Source organism: Nonomuraea wenchangensis, from assembly GCF_900111685.1.
Lineage (GTDB): Bacteria > Actinomycetota > Actinomycetes > Streptosporangiales > Streptosporangiaceae > Nonomuraea > Nonomuraea wenchangensis.
Genome location: NZ_FOHX01000004.1, coordinates 523,100 through 544,827 on the forward strand (window position 1 = coordinate 523,100; position 21,728 = coordinate 544,827).

Genomic DNA, 21,728 nt, shown 5'->3' on the forward strand with positions numbered 1-21,728 from the left:
ACTGGTGCGAGGCGTTCTGGTTCTTCAGCGTGGCGTTGAGGTTGGCCTTGGCGCCGGCGGCGAAGTCCTGGTAGCTGCCGGCGTAGCCGGTGTTGAAGTAGACGCGGACGGTCTTGCCGCTGCGGTTCCAGACCGAGGCGGCGGAGTTCTTGATGCAGGTGCCCTTGCCTGCTCCGGCCCCCTTGAAGTCGTAGCAGGTGGGCTGGGTGGTGCTGTAGTCCGGGATCGATCCGGTGAAGTCCGAGACCGACCCCTGCTGATTGCTGTTGAAGTAGTAGCAGAACTCGCCGGTGTCGCAGACGCCGTCGCGGCTCGCGGCGACTGCGGGGGAGGCGGCGGTGGCGAGGACCGCCCCGCCGAGCGCCATCGCGGCGGTCGTGGCGGTGAGGATCCTGGTGAGCTTGCTCATGGTGTTCTCCTGTCTGTGCTGTGTGGGATCGGGATTCGCGGAGTACGGGGGTCAGCGCCGCCGGTACTCCTCCCAGGTGCGGATGGTCGTCCGCGGGCCGTCGTCGGGGCCGCGGTTGGCCAGCCCGTTCAGACCGAGGTAGTAGTCACCGACCTGGTGCTGGGCCTGGCTGGAGAGGTCCGTGTCGCTGATGGCGACGGCGTGGATGTGCCAGGGCCAGTCGCCCTGCTGAGGGCTGCGCAGCCAGGCGGCGAAGCCGACGAGACGCAGCGCGCGGACGACCGCGGTGCGGGTGGCGGCGTTCATCCCCTCGACCGAGATGTCGACGACGCCGCCGCCGTCGTGGGTGCCGACGGACGTGGGGTCGCCGCCGGGGTTGTACGAGCCCTGGTCCAGCTCGAAGTCCCGGCCGAGCACCCGCTTGGCCTCCGCCAGCATGTCCCGCGTACGGGTGTTGAGCACGGAACCGCCGGCGGACACCCGCGGGCCCGGGGTGATGACGTTGGTGACCGTGAACCGGCCGGCGCCGAGCTTGGTCAGCGACGTCTTGCCCGGCAGGCCGTTGGCGTCGAGGCCGTTGAGGCCGAGCGACTTCTGGTAGTTCGCGTAGGCGGCCACCGTCGTGGTGCCGAAGTAGCCGTCCACCCACTTCGCGTCGAGGAAGTGGAGGTCACGCAGCGCCTGCTCGACGAGGAGCACGCCGGCCTTGGCGCCCGGGGTCAGCGTGCTGTCGGGCCGCCGCGGGTCGATCTGGGCGGCCTTGACGGCGGCTTCCATGTTCACGCCGGGAAGGGCCTCAGCGTCGGCCTTCTGCGCCGCCGCCGCCCCGGTCACCCCGCTCAGTGAGGCGAACAGGACGGCCGCCGCGAGCACGGCGGCGCATGAGGACAGCTTCATCGGGTACTCCTGGTTCACGGGGCCGGGGGGCGGTTCCGGTGTGGCGGAGTCCAAGGTGGCCGTTCGCCCGCGTGTCCGGTAGGAGATCCGTGTTGTCAGCCTGTTCGACGTGCTCCTGCCTGCGGAATTACACGCCGTCTGACAGGCGGCCGGGTGGCGTCAGCCGCCGAGGCGGATGATCCCCCGGGTGGCCGCCACGGTCACGGCGGCGGTGCGGTCGTCCACGCCGAGCTTGGCGAAGACGTGCAGCAGGTGGGTCTTGACCGTGGCCTCGCTGATGCACAGGTGGGCGGCGATGGCCTTGTTGCTCATCCCCTGGGCGACCGCGCCCAGGACCTCGATCTCCCGCCCGCTGAGCGCGCCGGGCGCGTCGGCGCGGGCCCACGACAGCACCCGGCTGGCGATCGACGGCGACAGGGCGCTCTCCCCCTGGGCCGCCGCCCTGATCGCGGCGAACAGCTGCTCGCGGTGGCTGTCCTTCAGCAGGTAGCCGATCGCTCCGGCGTCGATGGCGCGGGAGATGTCGCCGTCGGTGTCGTACGTGGTCAGCACGATCACCCTCGCCCCGGGGTCGTCCGCGCGGATCCGGCCGATCGCCGTCGCACCGTCGAGCTCGGGCATCTGCAGGTCCATCAGCGTGACGTCGGGCCGCAGCTCGCGCGCCAGGCGTACCGCGTCCGCGCCGGAGACCGCCTCGCCGACCACCTCCAGGTCGTCCTGCGTGCCGAGCATCGCCCGGATGCCGTCACGGACCACCGGATGGTCGTCGGCGATCAGCACCCGGATCGTGCTCATCGCGCCCCCACAGGGAGGCTCGCCACGACCGTCGTGCCCTCCCCGGACGCGCTCTCCACGAGGAGCGTGCCGCCGAGCTGTGTCATCCGTTCCGACATGATCAGCAGGCCGTGGCCGGCCGCGGCCCGCCCGGGATCGAAGCCGTCGCCGTCGTCATGGACGTCCAGGACGACAAGGTCCTCCATGTACGACAGGGTCAGCGTGACCCGCTCGGCACGCGCGTGGCGGCGGGCGTTGGCCACCGCTTCCTGCGCCACCCGCAGCAGCTCCACCTGGACCTGCGCGTCCAGGGGCCGCAGCGCCCCGGTGATCACGGCGTGCGCGTCGATGCCGGTCTCGTCGGACAGCCGGCCCGACAGCCGTCGCAGCGCCTCCGGCAGGCCGCCGTCGTCGAGCTCACCCGGCCGCAGCGCCCGCACCACGCGGCGGCTCTCCGCGAGGTTCTCCCGCGCCGTACGCAACGCCTGCGCCAGGTGCCGGTCGCCGGGCGAGCGCTCCTGCGCCGCCTCCAGCAGCATCACCACGCTGGCGAACCCCTGGGTCAGGCTGTCGTGGATGTCGCGCGCCAGCCGCTGCCGCTCGGCGGCCACGCCCGCCTGCCGTTCGGCCGCCGCCCGCGCCTCCTGGGCGGCCTGCAACTGGTCGATCAGCTCCTTGCGCTCGGCGCTCTGCCGGGCCACGGAGGAGAAATAGCCCACCGAGGTGGCCGCGCTGACCGCGATCAGCACGGTGATGGCGAGCTCGGTCCAGCTGATCGACCCGCCGTGGTGGTAGCTGTGCCACAGCCAGCCCCCGGCGCACGACAGCACCGCGACCAGCCCGATCCGCACGGCGTCCATGCAGTACGGCACCAGCACGCACAGGCAGACCACCAGGAACGACCGGTCGATCGCGAACAGCCCCAGGCAGAGCAGCCCGCCGCCGGCGACGTACGCCAGGGGCACCTCGCCGGCCGGAGGCGTGCGCAGCACGAACCACAGCGCGTACCAGGCGGCCAGCCCCGCCACGAGCGCCACCGGCAGGACCTGGCCCACCTCCATCAGCGGGCCGGCCGAGGTCAGCACCAGCCACGACCCGAAGAAGGCATGCTGCCACCGGCGCCGGGACCGCTCCCAGGACTCCACGGCACCGACGATAACCAGCCGCCCGGTGGTCCGGCATCAACCAGTCGACTGACCCGGGAATCGGCGTCCCGCTCGATGCGCGCCCGGCCGCCCCCGGACGAGACTCGGCGGTGTGACAGCCTTCCCCAGCCCGTCCCAGGGCGTCTGGCATCTCGGCCCGCTGCCCATCCGGGCCTACTCGCTGCTCATGGTGCTCGCCATCGTCGTCGGCGTCTGGGTCACCCGCCGCCGCTGGGCCGCCCGCGGCGGCGACCCCGACGTGGTCGTGGACCTCGCCACCTGGGCCGTGCCGTTCGGCCTGGTCGGGGCGCGTCTTTACCACGTGGCCACCGACTGGCGACAGTACTTCGGCCCCGGCGCCGAGCCCCTGCGCGCCTTCGCGATCTGGGAGGGCGGGATCAGCATCTGGGGCGCCGTCGCCGGTGGCGCGCTCGGCGCGTGGCTGGCCTGCCGCCGGCGCGGCATCCCGCTGCGCGACTTCGCCGACGCCGTCGCGCCCGGGATCGCGCTCGGGCAGGCGATCGCCCGCTGGGGCAACTGGTTCAACCAGGAGCTGTACGGCAGGCCGACCGACCTGCCCTGGGCGCTGGAGATCGACGCCGCGCACCGGCCGGCCGGCATGGAGTCCACGGCGACGTACCATCCGGCCTTCCTGTACGAGTCGCTGTGGGACCTGGGGGTGGCCGGGCTCGTCGTCTGGGCCGAGCGCCGCTTCCACCTGGACCGCGGCCGGACCTTCGCGCTCTACGCCGCGGCCTACACCACCGGGCGCGCCTGGATCGAGTGGCTGCGCGTGGACCCCGCCCCTCTCGTCCTCGGACTGCGCCTCAACGTCTGGACCGCGCTGCTGGCGCTCGGCGCGGCCCTCGCCTACCTGACTCTCACCCGTAGACGACCGGCGGGTACCCCTGGCTGTACCTCCATTGGGGCGTAGGGGGGAACGACCGGAAGGGCCCGCCGCTGGTGTGCTGATGACTGTCCATCAAGCGCTCCCCAAGGGAATCACTGACATGGCAGTCTTCGTCCGCCGCCGCCCCCTGCTCAGCTTCTTCATCCTGGCCAACCTGCTGAGCTGGGTGGCCTGGCTTCCGTACATCCTGTCGCGGAACGGCACCGGGGTCCTGGACTTCGAGTTCCCCGCCGTGCTCGGCACCTCGCAGTTGCTCGGCATGCTTCCCGGCGCCTACCTCGGCCCGATCTTCTCCGCCTACCTGGTGACCAGGATCGCGGAGGGCAAGGAAGGCGTCCGCCGGTGGATCGGGCGGATGACCAAGTGGCGGGTGAGCTGGGTCTGGTATCTGGTGACCGCCGTCGGCGTCCCCGCCGCCATCATCGCCACCGGCCTCGCGATGAGCGACGGCGAGGTCACCTTCCCTCCCGCCGCCGTGCTGGTGGCCTACCTGCCCAGTCTGCTGCTCCAGATGGTCACCACCGGGCTGGCGGAGGAGCCCGGCTGGCGGGACTTCGCCCTGGCGCGCATGCAGCGCAGGTTCGGCGCGCTCGGCTCCACGATCATCCTCGGCCCGCTGTGGGGCCTCTGGCACCTGCCGCTGTTCCTGTCCGAGTGGGGCGGGTACCCGGATGTCAGCCTGCAGCGGATCCTCGAATTCGTGGCCTTCTGCTGTACTTTCAACGTGGTCGTCACCTGGGTCTTCAACCGGACCGGGCAGAGCCTGCCGCTGATCATGCTGCTGCACGTCAGCGTCAACAACTTCATGTCGGTCGCCTTCACGGAGATGTTCCCGACGCTGGCCACGCCCGAGCTGGCGTCCCGGGTCACCCTCCTCGCGGGCACCACGGGGGCCGTCCTGGTGCTCATCGCCACCCGCGGCCGCCTGGGCTACCGCCCGCCCGCCGAGCCCGTTCCTGCCGTGGCGGGCACGGAGGCCGTGACGACCCGATGAGCCGGCGAGCGGCGGGAGGTGCACACTCATGACGGCCGGTGAGAACCGGGCCCCGCGGCGCCTGGACCTGGTCGCCCGGGGCCGCGCCGCCCTGGACGCGCTCGAACACCTCGTGGCCGGGATGGGCACGGCGGTCCTGGCGCTGGTGGCGCTCCTGTCGGCGGTCCTCACGGGCCTGGCCTGCCTGGTCGGCGTGGGGGTCCCGCTGGTGCCGGCCGCGCTGCGCGGGTTGCGTGCGGTGACCGACAGGGAGCGGGCCAGGCTGTCGCGCTGGGGCCCGGAGGAGCTCGTCGCCGCGTCCCCGCCGCCCGCCGGATTGCGCGCGGCGCTCGCCGACGCGACGGTGCGGCGGGAGCTGGTCTGGGTGGTCGTGCACGGCTCCGTCGGGCTGCTCCTGGGCATGGTCGCCCTCACCCTCCCGCTGCACGCGGTGCAGGACGCGACGTTCGCGTTGTGGTGGTGGCTGCTGCCTCCCGAGGAGGCCGCGACCGCGGCGTACGGGCTGTGGGAGGTCAGGGACGCGGCGGGCGCGCTCGCCGTCGCCGCGCTGGCCCCGGTCGAGATCGCGCTGACCGTGGTCGTCGCGCCCTGGATGGCCCGGCTGCAGGCGTGGTCCGGGCGTCGCCTCCTGCGGCCCGGCGCCGACGTGGACCTGCACCTGCGGGTGGCGCAGCTCACCGCGACCCGCGCCGCCGTGCTCGACGCGCACGCCGCCGAGCTGCGCCGGATCGAACGTTCGCTGCACGACGGCACGCAGAACCGGCTCGTCGCCGTCAACGTGCTGCTCGGGGCGGCGCTCCGGGCGCTGGAGCGCGACCCGGCCACCGCCAGGGAGTCGCTCGAACGGGCGCAGAGCGCCGCGGAGCAGGCGCTCGGTGAGCTGCGCGGCGTGGTACGCACCATCCTGCCGCCCGTCCTGACCCACAAGAGCCTCGCCGACGCGCTCGCCGGTCTGGCCGCGGCCTGCCCGGTGCCCTGCCGGATCGACGCCGACCCGCCCGTCAGGGCCGCCGCCTCCGTCGAGGCCACCGCCTACTTCGTGGTGGCCGAGGCGCTCACCAACATCGCCAAGCACAGCGAGGCCGAACGGGCCGTCGTCCGCGTGCGCCGCCTCGGCGACCGGCTGCTCCTCCAGGTCATGGACGACGGGCGGGGCGGGGCGGACGAGCGCGGCTCGGGGCTCGCCGGCATCCGCGGGCGGGTCGAGGCGCACGACGGGACGTTCACGCTGAGCAGCCCGGCCGGCGGGCCGACGACCCTCGACGTGACCCTGCCCGCCGGGACATGAGGGCTAGGTGCAGGGTCAGGTGCTCTCCAGGTAGCGCAGCACGGCGGCCACCCGGCGGTCGGTGCCGTCGGCGGGCTGCAGGTCGAGCTTGGCGAAGATGCTCCTGATGTGCTTGTGCACCGCCCCGCCGCTGACGACGAGCCGTTCGGCGATGGCGGAGTTGCCGAGACCTTCGGCCATCAGGGCCAGCACGTCGCGCTCGCGCGGGCTGAGCCGGTCGAGCGGGTTGCCGGGCCGGCTGCGGGTCAGGAGCTGCGCGACCACCTCGGGGTCGATGGCGGTGCCGCCGTCCGCCACCCGGTGCAGCGCGGTCAGGAACTCCCCGACCCGTCCGACCCGCTCCTTGAGGAGGTAGCCGAGGCGGGCGCTGCCGTGGGCGAGCAGGTCGGTGGCGAACGCCTGCTCGACGTACGCCGACAGGACGAGCACGGCCAGGCCCGGCCGGCGCCGCCTGGCCTCGACGGCGGCCCTGATGCCCTCGTCGGTGTGGGTGGGCGGCATGCGTACGTCCACGATGGCGACGTCCGGCTCGTGCGCGGCCACGGCGTCGAGGAAGCCGTCCGCGTCGGGGGCGGTGGCCACCACGTCCAGCGCCTCGGCGCGCAGCAGCAGCGCCAGGCCCTCGCGCAGCAGGGGGTCGTCCTCGGCGATCACGATCCGCAAGGCGGATTCACCTCCAGGCCCGCTGTCACAGTCCTCGCCCTCAGAACCCTAGGCCAGAGCGAGGTGCGGGCAGGCCGTCGCCTGATGGCCGCGTGTAGGAAGGCCGTCAATATTTGGGCTGCGGCCGTATGAAATGCGTCAAGAACCACCAAACCTCCCATTCCGCGTCGTTTGCTGGGGATGGGTCCCTCCGGGCCTCATCGAACTGAGGAGTGGGATGGCAGACGTCATCTTCGTGGCCCTGACGATCGCGGTCTTCGCGGTCCTCGGGCTCGTCTTGAAGGCGGTGGAGCGGCTGTGAGCGCCGTCAACGCCGCCGGTCTCGTGACCGCCGTGGCTCTGGTGATCTTCATGGTCGCCGCCCTGTTGTTCCCCGAGCGGTTCTGATGGGCACGACCACCGCCGGGATGTTCTTCATCGCGTCCCTGATCATCGCGCTGGCCCTGGCGTACCGCCCGCTCGGTGACTACATGGGCCGCGTCTACTCGTCCACCACGCACAGCCGGCCCGAACGGTTGATCTACCGGCTGCTCGGCGTCCACCCGGAGGCCGAGCAGAGCTGGGGCGGGTACGCACGCGCCCTGCTGGCGTTCTCGGCGGTCTCGGTCCTCGCCGTGTACGGCCTCCAGCGCCTCCAGGACCGGCTGCCGCTGAGCCTGGGCCTGCCGCCGGTCACCGACCACATCGCCTGGAACACCGCGATCAGTTTCGTCACCAACACCAACTGGCAGTCGTACTCCGGCGAGTCCACCATGGGCCACCTGACCCAAATGGCCGCCCTGGCGGTGCAGAACTTCGTCTCGGCGGCCGTCGGCATGTCGGTGGCGATCGCCCTGGTGCGCGGGTTCGCCCGCGCCCGGTCGGGCACCGTCGGCAACTTCTGGGTGGACCTGGTGCGCGGCGTCCTGCGCGTCCTGCTGCCGATCGCCTTCGTGGGCGCGCTGGTCCTGGTCGCCGGCGGGCTGGTCCAGAACCTCTCCGCCCCGCACGAGGTGACCACGCTGACCGGCGGGACCCAGGCCGTCACCGGCGGCCCGGTCGCCTCCCAGGAGGTGATCAAGGAGCTGGGCACGAACGGCGGCGGCTTCTACAACGTCAACTCCGCCCACCCCTTCGAGAACGCCGTCCCCTGGACGAACTGGCTGCAGATCTTCCTCATCCTGGTGATCCCGTTCTCGCTCACCCGCACCTTCGGCCGGCTGGTCGGCCAGCTCCGCCAGGGCTACGCGATCCTCGCCGTGATGGGCGTGCTGGCGCTGGCCGGCGTCCTGCTCACCAACGTGTTCGAGCTGTCCGGCGGCGCCACCGTGCCCCAGGCGGTGGGCGCGGCGATGGAGGGCAAGGAGGTCCGCTTCGGCGTCTCGAACTCGGCCACGTTCGGCGCGGCGACGACGCTCACGAGCACGGGCGCCGTGAACTCCTTCCACGACTCCTACACCCCGTTCGGCGGCATGATGACGATGTTCAACATGATGCTGGGCGAGGTCGCCCCCGGCGGCGTCGGCTCGGGCCTGTACGGCATGCTCGTCCTCGCCGTCATCACGGTGTTCGTGGCCGGGCTGATGGTCGGCCGCACCCCGGAGTACCTGGGCAAGAAGATCCGCGCCCGCGAGATCAAGCTCGCCTCGCTGTACTTCCTGGTCACCCCGGTCCTGGTGCTGGTCGGCACCGCGTGCGCGATGGGCTCGGCCGAGCAGCGGGCGAGCATGCTGAACACCGGCCCGCACGGCCTGTCGGAAATCCTGTACGCCTTCACCAGCGCCTCCAACAACAACGGCTCCGCCTTCGCCGGCCTCACCGTCAACACCCCCTGGTACGACGTGGCGCTCGGCCTGTGCATGGCCTTCGGCCGGTTCGTGCCGATCATCCTGGTGCTCGCCCTGGCCGGTTCGCTGGCCGCGCAGTCTCCCGTCCCCGAGAGCGCCGGCACGCTGCCGACGTACCGGCCGCAGTTCGTCGGCATGGTCGTCGGCGTCACGCTCATCCTGGTCGCCCTCACCTTTCTCCCCGCCCTGGCGCTCGGACCGATCGCGGAAGGACTGTCCTGACATGTCAACCTCAGCGCTGGAGGAACCGGCGCCGGAGCGCGACGGCCGGGCCGGCGGCGGCCTGCTCGACCCGCAGCAGCTCATCCGTTCCCTGCCGGACGCGCTGAAGAAGCTCCACCCGTTCGCCCTGTGGCGCAACCCGGTGATGTTCGTCGTGGAGGTCGGCGCGGCCTTCACCACGGTCCTCGCCGTGCTCGACCCGTCGGTCTTCGCCTGGGCGATCACGGCATGGCTGTGGCTGACCGTCCTGTTCGCCAACCTGGCCGAGGCGACGGCGGAGGGGCGCGGCAAGGCCCAGGCGGCCACGTTGCGCAAGGCCAAGACGGACGCCGTGGCCCGCAGACTGGCCGACCCGGCCGACCCCACCCGGTGGGACGTGATCCGCGCGGCCGAGCTGCGGCAGGGCGACCACGTGATCGTCGAGGCGGGGGAGACCATCCCCGGGGACGGCGACGTCGTCGAGGGCATCGCCAGCGTGGACGAGTCGGCCATCACCGGCGAGTCCGCGCCCGTCATCCGCGAGTCCGGCGGCGACCGCTCCGGGGTCACGGGCGGCACGAAGGTGCTGTCCGACCGCATCATCGTCGCGATCACGCAGAAGCCGGGCGAGAGCTTCGTGGACCGGATGATCGCCCTGGTGGAGGGCGCGAACCGGCAGAAGACGCCGAACGAGATCGCGCTCAACATCCTGCTGGCCGCGCTGACGGTCATCTTCCTGGTCGCCACCGTGACCATGCAGCCGCTCGCCATCTACTCCAAGCTCGTCAACCCCGGCGTCGCCGACTCGCCCGCGCTGAACGCCGACGGCGTCACGGGCGTGGTGCTGGTCTCGCTGCTGGTCTGCCTCATCCCGACCACGATCGGCGCGCTGCTGTCGGCCATCGGCATCGCCGGCATGGACCGCCTGGTCCAGCGCAACGTCCTCGCCATGTCGGGCCGGGCGGTGGAGGCCGCGGGTGACGTCTCGACGCTACTGCTGGACAAGACCGGAACGATCACGCTGGGCAACCGGCAGGCCGCCGCGTTCGTCCCGGTCCGGGGCGTCACCCCGTCCGAACTGGCCGAGGCCGCGCAGTTGTCCAGCCTGGCCGACGACACCCCCGAGGGCCGCTCCATCGTCGTGTTCGCCAAGCAGCGCTTCGGCCTGCGCGAGCGGCAGCCGGGGGAGCTGGCACACGCCGAGTGGGTGCCGTTCTCGGCGCAGACCCGGATGTCCGGGGTGAACGTGGACGGGCGCGAGGTCCGCAAGGGCGCCGCCACGGCGGTGATGAAGTGGGTGCGCGACGCCGGCGGCCACGCCGCCGAGGAGGCCGGCCACCTGGTGGACGGCATCTCCGCCTCCGGCGGCACGCCGCTGGTGGTCGCGGAGCGGGGCCGCGTCCTCGGCGTCATCCACCTGAAGGACGTGGTCAAGGCGGGCATGCGCGAGCGGTTCGACGAGATGCGCAGGATGGGCATCAGGACCGTCATGATCACGGGCGACAACCCGCTGACCGCCAAGGCGATCGCCGACGAGGCCGGCGTGGACGACTTCCTGGCCGAGGCCACCCCCGAGGACAAGCTGACCCTGATCAAGCGGGAGCAGGAGGGCGGCCGGCTGGTCGCGATGACCGGCGACGGCACCAACGACGCCCCGGCCCTCGCCCAGTCGGACGTCGGCGTGGCCATGAACACCGGCACCTCCGCCGCCAAGGAGGCCGGCAACATGGTCGACCTCGACTCCAACCCGACCAAGCTCATCGAGATCGTCGAGATCGGCAAACAGCTCCTCATCACGCGCGGCGCGCTGACCACGTTCTCCATCGCCAACGACATCGCGAAGTACTTCGCGATCATCCCGGCGGTGTTCGCGGCTGTCTATCCGGGTCTGGACGCGCTGAACATCATGCGCCTGAGCAGCCCCCAGTCCGCCGTCCTGGCCGCGGTGATCTTCAACGCGCTGGTCATCGTGGCGCTGATCCCGCTCGCCCTGCGCGGCGTGCGCTACCGGCCGTCCAGCGCCTCCAAGCTGCTGTCCCGCAACCTGTACGTCTACGGCCTCGGCGGCGTCGTCGCGCCCTTCGTCGGCATCAAGGTCATCGACCTGCTGATCCAGCTCCTCCCTGGGATGTCCTAGATGAAACACCTCCCGAACCCGCTGCGCCGGCACCTCGCCGCGCTCCGCGCGCTCGCCGTGCTCACCGTCCTGCTCGGCCTGATCTATCCGCTGGCCGCCACCGGCCTCGCCCAGGTGCTCTTCCACGACAACGCGAACGGCTCAGCCGTCCGGGCCGGCGGCAGGGACGTGGGCAGCTCGCTCATCGGCCAGTCCTTCACCGACGCCGACGGCCGGCCGGTCAGGAAGTACTTCCAGTCCCGCCCGTCGGCCGCCGGCGACGGCTACGACCCCACGTCCACCTCGGCGAGCAACCTCGGCCCCGAGGACGTCATCGACGTCCCGCCCGCGGGCGGCGAGAAGGGCAGGCAGTCGCTGCTCACGCAGGTGTGCGCCAGGTCCAGGGCGGCCGGCGAGCTGGAGGGCGTCAGCGGTGCTCGCCCGTACTGCACGCCCGACGGGGTCGGCGCGGTGCTCAAGGTCTTCCCGAACCGCGCGGTCAGCGTCAACCAGCCCTGCCCGGCCACCCCCTTCGTCGCCGCCTACCAGGGCGTACGGGTGGAGTGCGCCAAGCAGGGGGAGGACTACGCGGCCGGCCGCACCGTGCCCGTCCGCGGCAACGCCCCCACACCCCCCGCCGTCCCCGCCGACGCGGTCACCGCGAGCGGCTCCGGCCTGGACCCGCACATCTCGCCCGCCTACGCCGACCTCCAGGCCCCGCGCGTCGCGAAGGAGCGCGGCCTGCCCCTGGACCGGGTCAGGGCGCTGATCGAGCAGCACACCACGGGGCGCATACTGGGCTTCATGGGCGAACCCTCCGTCAACGTGCTCGAACTCAACCTCGCCCTCGACGAGGGCTGACGTGCGCGGACGGCTGCGGGTCTACCTCGGGGCGGCCCCCGGGGTGGGCAAGACGTACGCGATGCTCAGCGAAGGCCGCCGCGGGCTCGAACGCGGCCGTGACGTGGTCGTGGGGCTGGTCGAGACGCACGGCCGGCCCCGTACGGCCGCCCTGCTGGAGGGCATGGAGATCGTCCCGCGCAGGACCGTCCGCTATCGCGGGGCCACCTTCACCGAGCTGGACGTGCCGGCCGTCATCGAACGCCGGCCGAAGGTGGCGCTGATCGACGAGCTGGCCCACACCAACGCGCCGGGTTCCGGGAACGTCAAGCGCTGGCAGGACATCGACGAGATCCTGGACGCCGGCATCGACGTCATCTCCACGGTCAACATCCAGCACCTGGAGTCGCTCAACGACGTCGTCCAGGGGATCACGGGGGTCCCGCAGCGCGAGACCGTGCCCGACGAGGTGGTGCGCAGGGCCGACCAGATCGAGCTGGTCGACATGTCCCCGGAGGCGCTGCGCCGGCGCATGGCGCACGGCAACGTGTACGCCCCGGAGAAGGTCAGCGCGGCCATGTCGAACTACTTCCGCGTCGGCAACCTCACCGCGCTGCGCGAGCTGGCCCTGCTCTGGGCCGCCGGCAAGGTCGACGACCAGCTCGACCGCTACCGCGCCGACCACGGCATCGCCGACACCTGGGAGACCAGGGAACGGGTCGTGGTCGCGCTGACCGGCGGCCCGGAGGGCGACACGCTGGTGCGCAGGGCGGCGCGCATCGCGGCCCGCACCAAGGGCGCCGACCTGCTGGCCGTCCACGTGGTCAGCGGCGACGGGCTGGCCGGCGTGGACCCGGCCAGCCTGGCCCGCCAGCGCACCCTCGTGGAGAGCATGGGCGGCACCTACCACCAGGTCGTCGGCGGCGACGTGCCGCGGGCGCTGATCGACTTCGCCCGCGGCGTCAACGCCACCCAGCTCGTCCTCGGCGCCTCCCGGCGGGGCCGCTTCGCGCAGATCCTCGCGCGCGGCGTCGGCGTGGAGACCATCAGCCTGTCCGGCTCGATCGACGTGCACCTCGTCACCCACGAGGAGGCCAAGAGGGGCCGCAGGAGGCCGGAGCGCGACCGCGCCGCCCTGACCCGCGAACGGCGGATGGCCGGCTGGGCCGTCGCGATGGCCGGCCTGCCGGCGCTGACCGCCGTGCTCGCCCCCTTCCGCGACGTGCTGCAACTGCCGAGCGAGATCCTGCTGTTCCTGCTCCTGGTCGTCGTCGTCGCCCTCATCGGCGGGATGTGGCCGGCCATCGCCGCCGCCGTCGGCGGGTCGCTGCTGCTCAACTGGTTCTTCACCCCGCCCGTCGGGTTCATCACGATCGCCCACCCGGAGAACCTGCTGGCGCTGATCGTGTTCGTGCTGGTCGCCGCCGCGGTCAGCACGATCGTGGACGTGGCCGCCCGGCGTACCCGCCAGGCCGCCCACGCCACCGCGGAGGCCGAGGTGCTGTCCACGCTGGCCGGGCACGTGCTGCGCGGCGACGCCGCGCTGCCGTCCCTGCTGGGACGGCTGCGCGAGACGTTCGGGCTCGACTCGGTCACCCTGCTCGAACGCGTCGGCGACCCCACCCCCGACGACCAGGCCGACCCCCGCGCCTGGCGCATCATCGCGACCTCGGGCGCCGCCCCCTGCACCGCGCCCGCCACCGCCGACACCGACGTCGTGATCAGCGACGAGCTGGTGCTCGCCGCCCGCGGCCAGCTGCTCAACGCCGGCGACCGGCGGGTGCTGGAGGCGTTCGCCGCCGAGGCGGCCGTCGCGCTGCGCCAGGAACGCCTGGAGGAGGAGGCCGAGCTGGCCAGGCCGCTCGCCGAGGCCGACAAGATGCGCACCGCGCTGCTCGCCGCCGTCAGCCACGACCTGCGTACCCCGCTCTCGGCCGCCAAGGCGGCCGTCGAGAGCCTGCGCGGCGACGAGGTGGAGTGGTCGGAGGAGGACCGCGAGGAGCTGCTCGCCACCGCCGACGAGTCGCTGACCAGGCTCGGCCGGCTCGTGGACAACCTGCTCGACATGAGCCGCCTCCAGGCCGGGGTCCTCGGCCTGGCGCTCCAGCCGGTCGCGCTGGAGGAGGTCGTGCCCCGGGCGGTGGACGATCTCGGCCCGCTGTGCGACCACGTGGAGAACGACGTGCCCGTCGAGCTGCCCGACGTCGTCGCCGACCCGGCCCTGCTGGAGCGCGTGCTCGCCAACCTCATCGCCAACGCCGTCCGCTACAGCCCGCCCGGCCACAAGGTGCTGGTCACCGCCGGCCGGTACGGCGACCAGGTCGAGATCAGGGTCGCCGACCGCGGTCCCGGCATCCGGCCCGAGGACCACGAGCGGGTGTTCCTGCCGTTCCAGCGGCTCGGCGACCGTGACAACGGCACCGGCGTCGGTCTCGGCCTCGCGCTCTCGCGCGGGCTCACCGAGGCCATGGGCGGGACGCTCATCCCCGAGGAGACGCCAGGAGGAGGGCTCACGATGATCGTCAACCTGCCGGTCCACACCGGGGCGGCGGCGCCATGACCAGGATCCTGGTCGTGGACGACGAGCCGCAGATCCTGCGCGCGCTCCGCATCAACCTGGCCGCCCGGCACTACGAGGTCGCGGTGGCCGCCGACGGCTCCGCCGCGCTGCGTCAGGCCGCCGAATGGCGTCCCGACCTCATCGTCCTCGACCTCGGCCTGCCCGACATCGACGGCGTGGACGTCATCCACGGTCTGCGCGGCTGGACGCGCACCCCCATCGTCGTCCTGTCCGGCCGGGCCGGGAACGAGGACAAGGTCGGCGCCCTGGACGCCGGCGCCGACGACTACGTGACGAAACCGTTCGGGATCGAGGAGCTGCTGGCCCGCATCCGCGCCGTCTCCCGCCGCACGGGCGTCCATGAGGCCGAGCCGGTCGCCGTCCGTCTCGGCGACCGCCTCGTGGACCTGGTGGGCAAGACCGTCTCCGGAGGGGTGAGGCTCACCCCCACCGAGTGGCACATCCTGGAGATCCTGCTGCGCAACCCCGGCAAGCTCATCCCCCAGCGCTACCTGCTCGCGGAGGTGTGGGGCAGCAAGCACGTCAAGGAGACCCACTACCTGCGCCAGTACATGGCCCAGCTCCGCAGGAAGCTCGAACGCGACCCCGCGCACCCCCAGCACCTGATCACCGAGCCGGGCATGGGCTACCGCTACACGCCGTGAACGGGCGAAGGTCACCCGGGGACGCTGAGCGCGGCGAGCCGGCCCTGGACGCGCTCGGCGTCCGCGCCGCGCTGCTGGGCCAGGTAGAGGCCGAGGGCCTGACGCCAGGTCAGGCGGGCCTGGTCGGGGCGGCCGAGCGCCACCTGGGCATGGCCGATCCTGTCCAGCGTGTCCGCCTCGCTGTAGGAGTGGCCGAGACTCCGGAACAGGACGCGGGCCTGCTCGTAGTGCGCGAGCGCCTCGGTGTGCCGGCCGCTGTTGTGGGCGATGTAGCCGAGACTGCTCAGCATGTCGGCCTCGCCCTCGGGGTCGTCGTGCTTGCGGTAGATGCCGAGCGCCGTCTCGCACTCCGTGACCGCCTCGTCGTGCCTGCCGGCCTCGGCGTGGAACCAGCCGATGGTGGCGAGCGCGTCCGCCTCCCACACCGGGTTGCCGAGAGCGCGGTACAGCCGCGCGGCGCGGGTGAGGTGGTCCACCGCTCGCCGGTCGGCGCCCCGCCCCTTCTCCGCCCACCCGAGACCGATGCGGACGTGGGCCTCCGCCATGGTGTCCGCGCTCCGCTCGGCGAGCGCCAGGGCGAGCTCCAGGTGGTGGCGGGCGTCGTCGTACCGGGCCAGCTCGGCCAGGTCGTTGCCGAGTGACCGGTGGGCCTGGATCCGGGCGGCGACGTCATCCAGCCGTTCGGCGGCGGCGAGGCTCACCTCCCAGAGGGCGAGGTCCTCGTGCAGGCGTCCGCCCCGCCGGTGGTAGGTGCGCAGCGCCCAGGCCAGCCGCCACACCGAGGAGTGCCACCGCTGGTCGTCGGCGAGCCGGTGGGCGGCGAGCAGGCAGGCGTGCTCCGCCTCGAACCACGACAGGGCCGAGGCCAGGTCGGGCAGCGGCTCGGGACGGCATCCGGCGGCCGGTTCGCCGAATTCGATGCGTTCCCGGTGCCGCTGCAGCAGCCGATCGCCGGCCTTGGCGGTGTGGAGGTAGAAGTCGACCAGCCGGCGCAGGGCGGCGGCGCGGGCGTCCTCGGTCAGGTCGTCGCGGGCCCGCTCCGCGGCGAACGCGCGGATCAGGTCGTGCATCCGGTAGCGGCCGGGCAGATGCTGCTGGATCAGGTGCGCGGCGTCCAGTTTGCGCAGCATCCCGCCGGTCCGGCCGAGGGGCAGCGCGGCCAGGGACGCGGCGGCGGCGAGGCTGATGTCCGGCCCCGGAGCCAGGCCGAGCAGGCCGAGCAGGGCGGCCACGTCGGGGTCGAGGGCGTCGTACGACCAGGAGAACACCGCCCGCACGCTCAGGTCCGCCTCGCCGGTGTCCAGCGCGTCCAGCCACGAGGAATGATCGGCGAGCTCCTCGGCGAGCACCGACAGCGGCAGGCCGGGATGGGCGGCGACCCGGGCGGCGACGATGCCCAGCGCCAGCGGCAGGTTGCCGCAGACCCGCAGCAGGTCCTCCACCGCCTCCGGTTCGGCGGCGAGCCAGTCGGCGCCGAGGTGCCGGACGAGCAGGTCGCGTGCCTCGTCCCCGCTGAGCACGTCCAGCAGGATCAGGCGGGCGCCGTGACCGGCCACGAGGGTGGTCAGCTTGTTGCGGCTGGTGACCAGCACGGTGCAGGCGGAGCCGCCGGGCAGCAGGGGGATCACCTGGCTGCTGGTGGCCGCGTTGTCCAGGACGACGAGCATCCGCTTGCCCGCGACGAGGCTGCGGTACAGCGCGGCCTGCGCGTCGGGATCGGCCGGGATCGCGGCGGCGGCGACGCCGAGCGCGTCGAGGAAGCCGCGGACCGCCACGGCCGGGGACACCGGCTGGGTGCCAGGGGCGAAGCCACGGAGATTGACGTACAACTGCCCGTCGGGGAACCGGCCGGCCTGCTGGTGCGCCCAGTGCAGGGCGAGCCAGGTCTTGCCGATCCCGCCCGTCCCCGCGATCACGGAGATCCCCATGGCGTCTCCGGGGTTCCGCGACGCGGCGGTGAGGACGCGCAGCTCGTCGGCACGGCCGGTGAACGGCTTCGGCGGCGCGGGGAGCTGCCGGGGGACCGGCGCCGGCCCGGCCTTGGGCTCGGCCTCCGGAGCGGCCAGCGCCGGATCGGCGGTCAGGATCTGCTGGTGCAGCCGGCGCAGCGGCGGGCTGGGGTCCGCGCCCAGCTCCTCGGCCAGGTGGGTGCGGAGGCTCTGGTAGCGGTCGAGGGCGTCGGCCTGGCGGCCGTTGCGGTAGAGAGCGAGCATGAGCTGTCCGGCCAGGCGCTCGTCCAGCGGCCGCTCGGCCGTCCGTGTGGTCAGCGCGGCCAGCAGCTCGTGATGCCGGCCGTGGCGCAGCAGCAGATCAGTGCGGTCCAGCTCGGCCCTGATCCGCTCGTTCTCCGCCTCCGTGCGGACGGCGCGGATCCAGGGGGTGTCCAGCTCGGCGAAGGGCTCTCCCCGCCACAGTGCGAGGGCCTGGTCGAACAGGTCGATGGCCGCCGGGCCCTCCGTGGTGGCGCGGGCCCTCGCGACCAGGCGGTGGAAGCGGTGCAGGTCGACGTTCTCCGGGTCGAGGGTCAGGACGTATCCGCCGGCGCGGCGGGTGATCTCCGCCTCGCCGGCGAGGGCGGCCCGCAGCCGGCTGAGATAGGTGCGCAGAGTCCCTTTGGCCTGGTGCGGGGCGCGGTCCCCCCACACGCGCTCCACCATCTGGTCCGCCGAGACGGGCTGGTCGGGCTCGACCAGCAGGGCGGCCAGCAGGCTGCGCTGGCGGGCCGGCCCGATGTCGACCGGGCGCCCGTCCACGTACGCCTCGATGCTGCCTAACAGCCGGAACTCGACGGCCATGCGGCTCCAATCCTGGGCGTCGCCGCCCGATCTTGTATATCGGCCTTGACTAGGTGATTCAAGGTTCTTTCCATCCATCATCAACGTTCGGAGGCGCACCATGTCCGCGGCCGCGTAGGCCGTCACGCACGCTTCTTGGAGGCTTCATGCGCCGCCGCACCCCCCAAGGTCTCCTGGCCGTCGTCCTGACGTTGCTGGCCGGCTGCCTGACCACGGTGCACACCGCTTCCGCCCACGCGGCGGCGGCGGAGGACGTGCCCGCGCGGACGGAACCGGAGGCCCTGGACCGGGCCCGGCACCTCCAGAAGCGGGTCGAGGTGGGGCCGCTGCGCACGGAGACCCGCCAGGTGTTCGCCAACCCCGACGGCACGTTCACCTCCGAGACCTCGGCGCTGCCCGAGCGGGTACGGCGGGACGGCGGCTGGGCCGACGTGGACCCGACCCTGACCTTCGCCGCCGACGGCAGCGTACGGACCGTGGCGACCCCGCTGGAGCTGACCTTCTCCGGCGGCGGGACGGCGCCGCTGGCCGCCATCGGCCAGGGCGGCCGCTCGGTCGCGATGACCTGGCCGGGCAGCCTGCCGAAGCCGGTGCTCGACGGGGACACCGCGACCTACGGCGAGGTGCTGCCGGGCGTGGACCTCAAGGTGACCGCGTCGGTGCTCGGCTTCTCGGAAGTGCTGGTGGTGCGGACCAGGGAGGCCGCCGCCAACCCCGCGCTGGACGAGCTCGCCTTCGGCATGCGCGCGAAGGGTCTGTCGGTACGCAGGACGGAGACCGGCGGCCTGAGCGCCGTCACCGAGTCGGGGGCCGAGCTGTTCCACGCCCCGGCGCCGCGCATGTGGGACTCGTCGGGCGCCACGGCCGCCCTCGCCACGCTGGAGGCGGGGCCGCGACGCGAGGGCAGGCAGGCCGTCATGGGCGTGGACGTCGGTCAGGACCGGCTCGCGATCACCCCGGACAAGGCCCTGCTGACCGGTCCGGACACCGTCTATCCGGTGTACCTCGATCCGCAGTGGTCGGGATCGAAGCTGGCCTGGACCTATGTGGACAAGGCGTACCCCGCCCAGAAGTACTGGAACTCCAGCCACATGCCCGAGGCCGGCGCCTACGGCGGCGGGGTCAAACGCTCGTTCTTCCGCATGGACTCCGACAACGTCAACGGCAAGCACATCCTGCGGGCGACCTTCCGCATCACGCAGATCAAGTCGTGGGGCTGCACGTCCGACCCCCAGGCCGTGCAGCTCTGGCTCACCGGCGGCATCTCGACCTCGACCACCTGGAGCCACCAGCCGTCCTGGTCGGAGTGGCAGGACAGCGTGTCCTCCGACGCCGGCTACAGCTCCTCCTGCCCGGACAAGGGCATCGAGTTCGACGTGACCAAGGCGGTCGTCAAGGCGGCCAAGGGCGGCTGGTCGAACACCACGTTCGGGCTGAAGGACTACAACGACACCGGCGGCAGCGTGTGGGGCTGGAAGGGCTTCAGCAGCTCGCCCAAGCTCGTCATCGACTACAACACCCCGCCGGCGGCCCCGTCGGGCATCGGCACCTACCCGGCCACGCCCTGCGCCACCGGCGCCGCCCGCCCGGCCGTCAACGCCGGCGACGCGGCGAACCCGCTCCAGCTCAAAGCCAAGATCTACGACCCGGACAAGGCCAACGACGGTGTGCGGGCGGAGTTCGTCCTGCACCACTGGAACACCGCCACCGCCGCGTGGGACGACATCACCTCGACCATGCCCGGCGGCGGGAAGACCGCCTACAAGTACACCACCTCGGCCACCGACCACTCGGTGAAGCTGGCCGGCCTGGTCACCGGCCACAGCTACGCGTACAAGGTCAAGGCCTACGACGGCACCGACTCCAGCGCCTGGAGCAAGTGGTGCGAGTTCACCGTGGACACCGTCGATCCGACCACCCTGCCGAAGGTGACCTCGCTCGACTACCCGGCCGGCACGCCGGACGCCTGGCAGGGCAGCGTGGGCTGGGCGGGCAGCTTCACGCTGGCCCCCGGCGACGGCGAGAGCGACGTTACCGCCTTCCGCTGGGCGCTCGACGACAAGGAGCAGGCCACCGCCGCCACCCAGGTCGCGATCCCCGCCGGGCAGACCTCCGTCAACGTGCGCATCGCCCCGCGCCACGACTGGCTGAACGCCCTGCTCGTCTTCCCCGTCGACCGGGCGGGCAACGTCGGCACGACGCCCGCCGTCTACAGCTTCTACGTCAACGCCGGGTTCGGCCCCGAAGGACACTGGCGGCTGGACGAGAAGGCCGGGACCACGGCCGCCGACTCCGGGGCGACGACCCACCCGGCGACGCTGGGCGGCGGCGCCACCTGGTCCGGTGGCCGCGTGGCCGGGGCTCTGCACCTGGACGGCGGCACCGGCTACGGCAGCACCTCGGGACCTGTCGTGCACACCGACCGGAGCATGAGCGTCTCGGCCTGGGTGCTGCTCAACGACAAGAGCAAGAACTCGACCGTGGTCAGCCAGAACGCCGTCCGCGGCTCCGGATTCCAGCTCTACTACTCCTCCGGCTACAAGCGGTGGATCTTCAACAAGTTCGACGCCGACGTGGACGACATGACCATCGTCCGCGCGATCAGCGACGCCGAGCCGACCACGGGGATCTGGACGCACCTGACGGGGGTGTGGGACGCGCCCGAGCGGCAGCTCCGGCTCTACGTCAACGGCATCCCGCAGACGACGACAGGCGCGTATCCGTACAAGCCGTGGGACGCGACCGGCCCGCTGCAGCTCGGGCGGGTGCAGTGGCACGGCACGTACATCGAGAACTTCGCCGGCGACATCGACGAGGTGAAGATCTGGAAGCGGGAGCTGTCCGACCACCCGGACACCGTCACCGACCCCGCGCTCGGCAACGAGATCGCCGCAATGGCCAAGCAGCCGCCCATCCAGCGCGGCTGGTGGAAGTTCGAGGAGGGCACGGGCGCCACCGCGGTCAACGTCACCGACAGCCGCTGGCCGGCGGCCCTCGCCGGCGGCGCCGGCTGGACCGGCGACGGCTTCGACGGCGGCGGCGCGCTCAGCCTGAACGGCACCACCGGCTACGCGGCCACCCCGTCGGCACCGCTGCGCACCGACCACAGCTACGCCGTGACGGCGTGGGTGCGGTTGTCCGGTGACGACACCTGCGTGCTGCCGAGCCGCGCCATGACCGTCCTCGCCCAGGACGGGGGCACGTACAGCTCCTTCTATCTCGGCTACCGGCTCATCGCCGAGAACGGCGTCGCGGTGCCGCACTGGTCGTTCTCGACCAGCCCCAGCGCCACGAGCGGCACCCTGACGCACGCCACCTCGGCCGAGCGCGTCGACTGCTCGGCGCTCAACACCTGGACCCACCTGGCCGGCGTGTACGACGAGCAGGCCAAGCGGATCCGCCTCTACGTCAACGGCCAGCTCAACGACGAGCGTCCGGTGACCGGCGGCTGGGCCGGGGGCGCGCTGCAGCTCGGCCGCGCCAGGTACAACAGCGCCGCCGTGGACTACTTCGGCGGCGACATCGACGACGTCCGCGGCTACACCGGCACCCTCACCGACCGCCAGGTCGTCAACATCGCGATGAACCTGCCGCTCGACGGCTAGACCTGCCCCTCCCTCACGCTCACCGACGCCCCCCTTCCGG

16 protein-coding genes are annotated in these 21,728 nt (G+C 72.6%); 10 read left to right on the forward strand and 6 right to left on the reverse strand.

Features of this window, described 5'->3' with window-relative positions:
* The 4 genes from BMW85_RS14940 to BMW85_RS14955 form a co-directional block, all read right to left on the reverse strand.
* Window positions 1–409, reverse strand: a 409-nt coding sequence (locus tag BMW85_RS14940; protein ID WP_177240684.1) for a peptidase inhibitor family I36 protein, incomplete at its 3' end; no start/stop codon positions are given.
* A gap of 51 nt (window positions 410–460) precedes the next feature.
* On the reverse strand, window positions 461–1,306 hold the full coding sequence (locus BMW85_RS14945; protein ID WP_177240685.1) for a peptidoglycan-binding domain-containing protein: 846 nt from the start codon (window positions 1,304–1,306) through the stop codon (window positions 461–463).
* Between the two features lie 159 nt (window positions 1,307–1,465).
* Window positions 1,466–2,101: a response regulator gene (locus BMW85_RS14950; protein ID WP_091081619.1), complete on the reverse strand. Its 636-nt coding sequence runs from the start codon at window positions 2,099–2,101 to the stop codon at window positions 1,466–1,468.
* Window positions 2,098–3,225, reverse strand: coding sequence for a sensor histidine kinase (locus BMW85_RS14955; protein ID WP_091081621.1), 1,128 nt, complete (start codon window positions 3,223–3,225; stop codon window positions 2,098–2,100). Before BMW85_RS14955 ends, BMW85_RS14950 begins: the two co-directional genes overlap by 4 nt.
* Before the next feature lie 112 nt (window positions 3,226–3,337).
* On the opposite strand from BMW85_RS14955, the gene lgt reads away from it, so the two are divergent.
* The 3 genes from lgt to BMW85_RS14970 all read left to right on the forward strand — a co-directional run bounded on the left by lgt (window position 3,338) and on the right by BMW85_RS14970 (window position 6,417).
* Window positions 3,338–4,159, forward strand: coding sequence for a prolipoprotein diacylglyceryl transferase (gene lgt, locus BMW85_RS14960; protein WP_091081623.1), 822 nt, complete (start codon window positions 3,338–3,340; stop codon window positions 4,157–4,159).
* Between the two features lie 76 nt (window positions 4,160–4,235).
* Window positions 4,236–5,129: a CPBP family intramembrane glutamic endopeptidase gene (locus BMW85_RS14965; RefSeq protein ID WP_091081624.1), complete on the forward strand. Its 894-nt coding sequence runs from the start codon at window positions 4,236–4,238 to the stop codon at window positions 5,127–5,129.
* A 28-nt stretch (window positions 5,130–5,157) separates the two neighbouring features.
* Window positions 5,158–6,417: a sensor histidine kinase gene (locus BMW85_RS14970; protein WP_091081626.1), complete on the forward strand. Its 1,260-nt coding sequence runs from the start codon at window positions 5,158–5,160 to the stop codon at window positions 6,415–6,417.
* 15 nt (window positions 6,418–6,432) lie between these two features.
* On the opposite strand, the gene BMW85_RS14975 is transcribed toward BMW85_RS14970, so the two are convergent.
* Entirely contained in the window at window positions 6,433–7,080 is a 648-nt protein-coding gene (locus BMW85_RS14975) for a response regulator (RefSeq protein WP_091081627.1), read from the reverse strand.
* A 297-nt stretch (window positions 7,081–7,377) separates the two neighbouring features.
* Between BMW85_RS14975 and kdpF the strand changes: the two genes are divergently transcribed.
* From kdpF to BMW85_RS15010, 6 genes are all read left to right on the forward strand, one after another.
* The gene (kdpF, locus tag BMW85_RS14985) at window positions 7,378–7,467 is read left to right on the forward strand and encodes a K(+)-transporting ATPase subunit F (RefSeq protein WP_020545538.1); all 90 of its coding nucleotides are present in this window, start codon (window positions 7,378–7,380) and stop codon (window positions 7,465–7,467) included.
* The gene (gene kdpA, locus BMW85_RS14990) at window positions 7,467–9,128 is read left to right on the forward strand and encodes a potassium-transporting ATPase subunit KdpA (protein WP_091081631.1); all 1,662 of its coding nucleotides are present in this window, start codon (window positions 7,467–7,469) and stop codon (window positions 9,126–9,128) included. Before kdpF ends, kdpA begins: the two co-directional genes overlap by 1 nt.
* Window position 9,129: 1 nt before the next feature.
* Complete coding sequence (gene kdpB / locus BMW85_RS14995) at window positions 9,130–11,244, forward strand: potassium-transporting ATPase subunit KdpB (RefSeq protein ID WP_091081632.1); 2,115 nt, start codon at window positions 9,130–9,132, stop codon at window positions 11,242–11,244.
* Window positions 11,245–12,084: a potassium-transporting ATPase subunit C gene (locus BMW85_RS15000; RefSeq protein ID WP_091081634.1), complete on the forward strand. Its 840-nt coding sequence runs from the start codon at window positions 11,245–11,247 to the stop codon at window positions 12,082–12,084.
* A gap of 61 nt (window positions 12,085–12,145) precedes the next feature.
* On the forward strand, window positions 12,146–14,623 hold the full coding sequence (locus BMW85_RS15005; RefSeq protein ID WP_245774818.1) for a DUF4118 domain-containing protein: 2,478 nt from the start codon (window positions 12,146–12,148) through the stop codon (window positions 14,621–14,623).
* Window positions 14,620–15,288 (forward strand): response regulator, encoded by a 669-nt coding sequence (locus tag BMW85_RS15010; protein ID WP_091081637.1) that lies wholly within the window; start codon window positions 14,620–14,622, stop codon window positions 15,286–15,288. Before BMW85_RS15005 ends, BMW85_RS15010 begins: the two co-directional genes overlap by 4 nt.
* 11 nt (window positions 15,289–15,299) lie before the next feature.
* Here the strand turns inward: BMW85_RS15010 and BMW85_RS15015 are convergent, their stop codons facing one another.
* Entirely contained in the window at window positions 15,300–18,083 is a 2,784-nt protein-coding gene (locus BMW85_RS15015; RefSeq protein WP_091081638.1) for an AfsR/SARP family transcriptional regulator, read from the reverse strand.
* A gap of 146 nt (window positions 18,084–18,229) precedes the next feature.
* Between BMW85_RS15015 and BMW85_RS15020 the strand changes: the two genes are divergently transcribed.
* The gene (locus BMW85_RS15020; protein WP_091081640.1) at window positions 18,230–21,688 is read left to right on the forward strand and encodes a LamG-like jellyroll fold domain-containing protein; all 3,459 of its coding nucleotides are present in this window, start codon (window positions 18,230–18,232) and stop codon (window positions 21,686–21,688) included.
* Window positions 21,689–21,728 lie beyond the last annotated feature (40 nt).

Coding starts and splice junctions, on each gene's coding strand:
- BMW85_RS14945 (WP_177240685.1), bottom strand. CDS start 1,306: ATGAAGCTGTCCTCATGCGCCGCCGTGCTCGCGGCGGCCGTCCTGTTC.
- BMW85_RS14950 (WP_091081619.1), bottom strand. CDS start 2,101: ATGAGCACGATCCGGGTGCTGATCGCCGACGACCATCCGGTGGTCCGT.
- BMW85_RS14965 (WP_091081624.1), top strand. CDS start 4,236: ATGGCAGTCTTCGTCCGCCGCCGCCCCCTGCTCAGCTTCTTCATCCTG.
- BMW85_RS14970 (WP_091081626.1), top strand. CDS start 5,158: ATGACGGCCGGTGAGAACCGGGCCCCGCGGCGCCTGGACCTGGTCGCC.
- kdpA (WP_091081631.1), top strand. CDS start 7,467: ATGGGCACGACCACCGCCGGGATGTTCTTCATCGCGTCCCTGATCATC.
- kdpB (WP_091081632.1), top strand. CDS start 9,130: ATGTCAACCTCAGCGCTGGAGGAACCGGCGCCGGAGCGCGACGGCCGG.
- BMW85_RS15000 (WP_091081634.1), top strand. CDS start 11,245: ATGAAACACCTCCCGAACCCGCTGCGCCGGCACCTCGCCGCGCTCCGC.
- BMW85_RS15005 (WP_245774818.1), top strand. CDS start 12,146: ATGCTCAGCGAAGGCCGCCGCGGGCTCGAACGCGGCCGTGACGTGGTC.
- BMW85_RS15010 (WP_091081637.1), top strand. CDS start 14,620: ATGACCAGGATCCTGGTCGTGGACGACGAGCCGCAGATCCTGCGCGCG.
- BMW85_RS15015 (WP_091081638.1), bottom strand. CDS start 18,083: ATGGCCGTCGAGTTCCGGCTGTTAGGCAGCATCGAGGCGTACGTGGAC.
- BMW85_RS15020 (WP_091081640.1), top strand. CDS start 18,230: ATGCGCCGCCGCACCCCCCAAGGTCTCCTGGCCGTCGTCCTGACGTTG.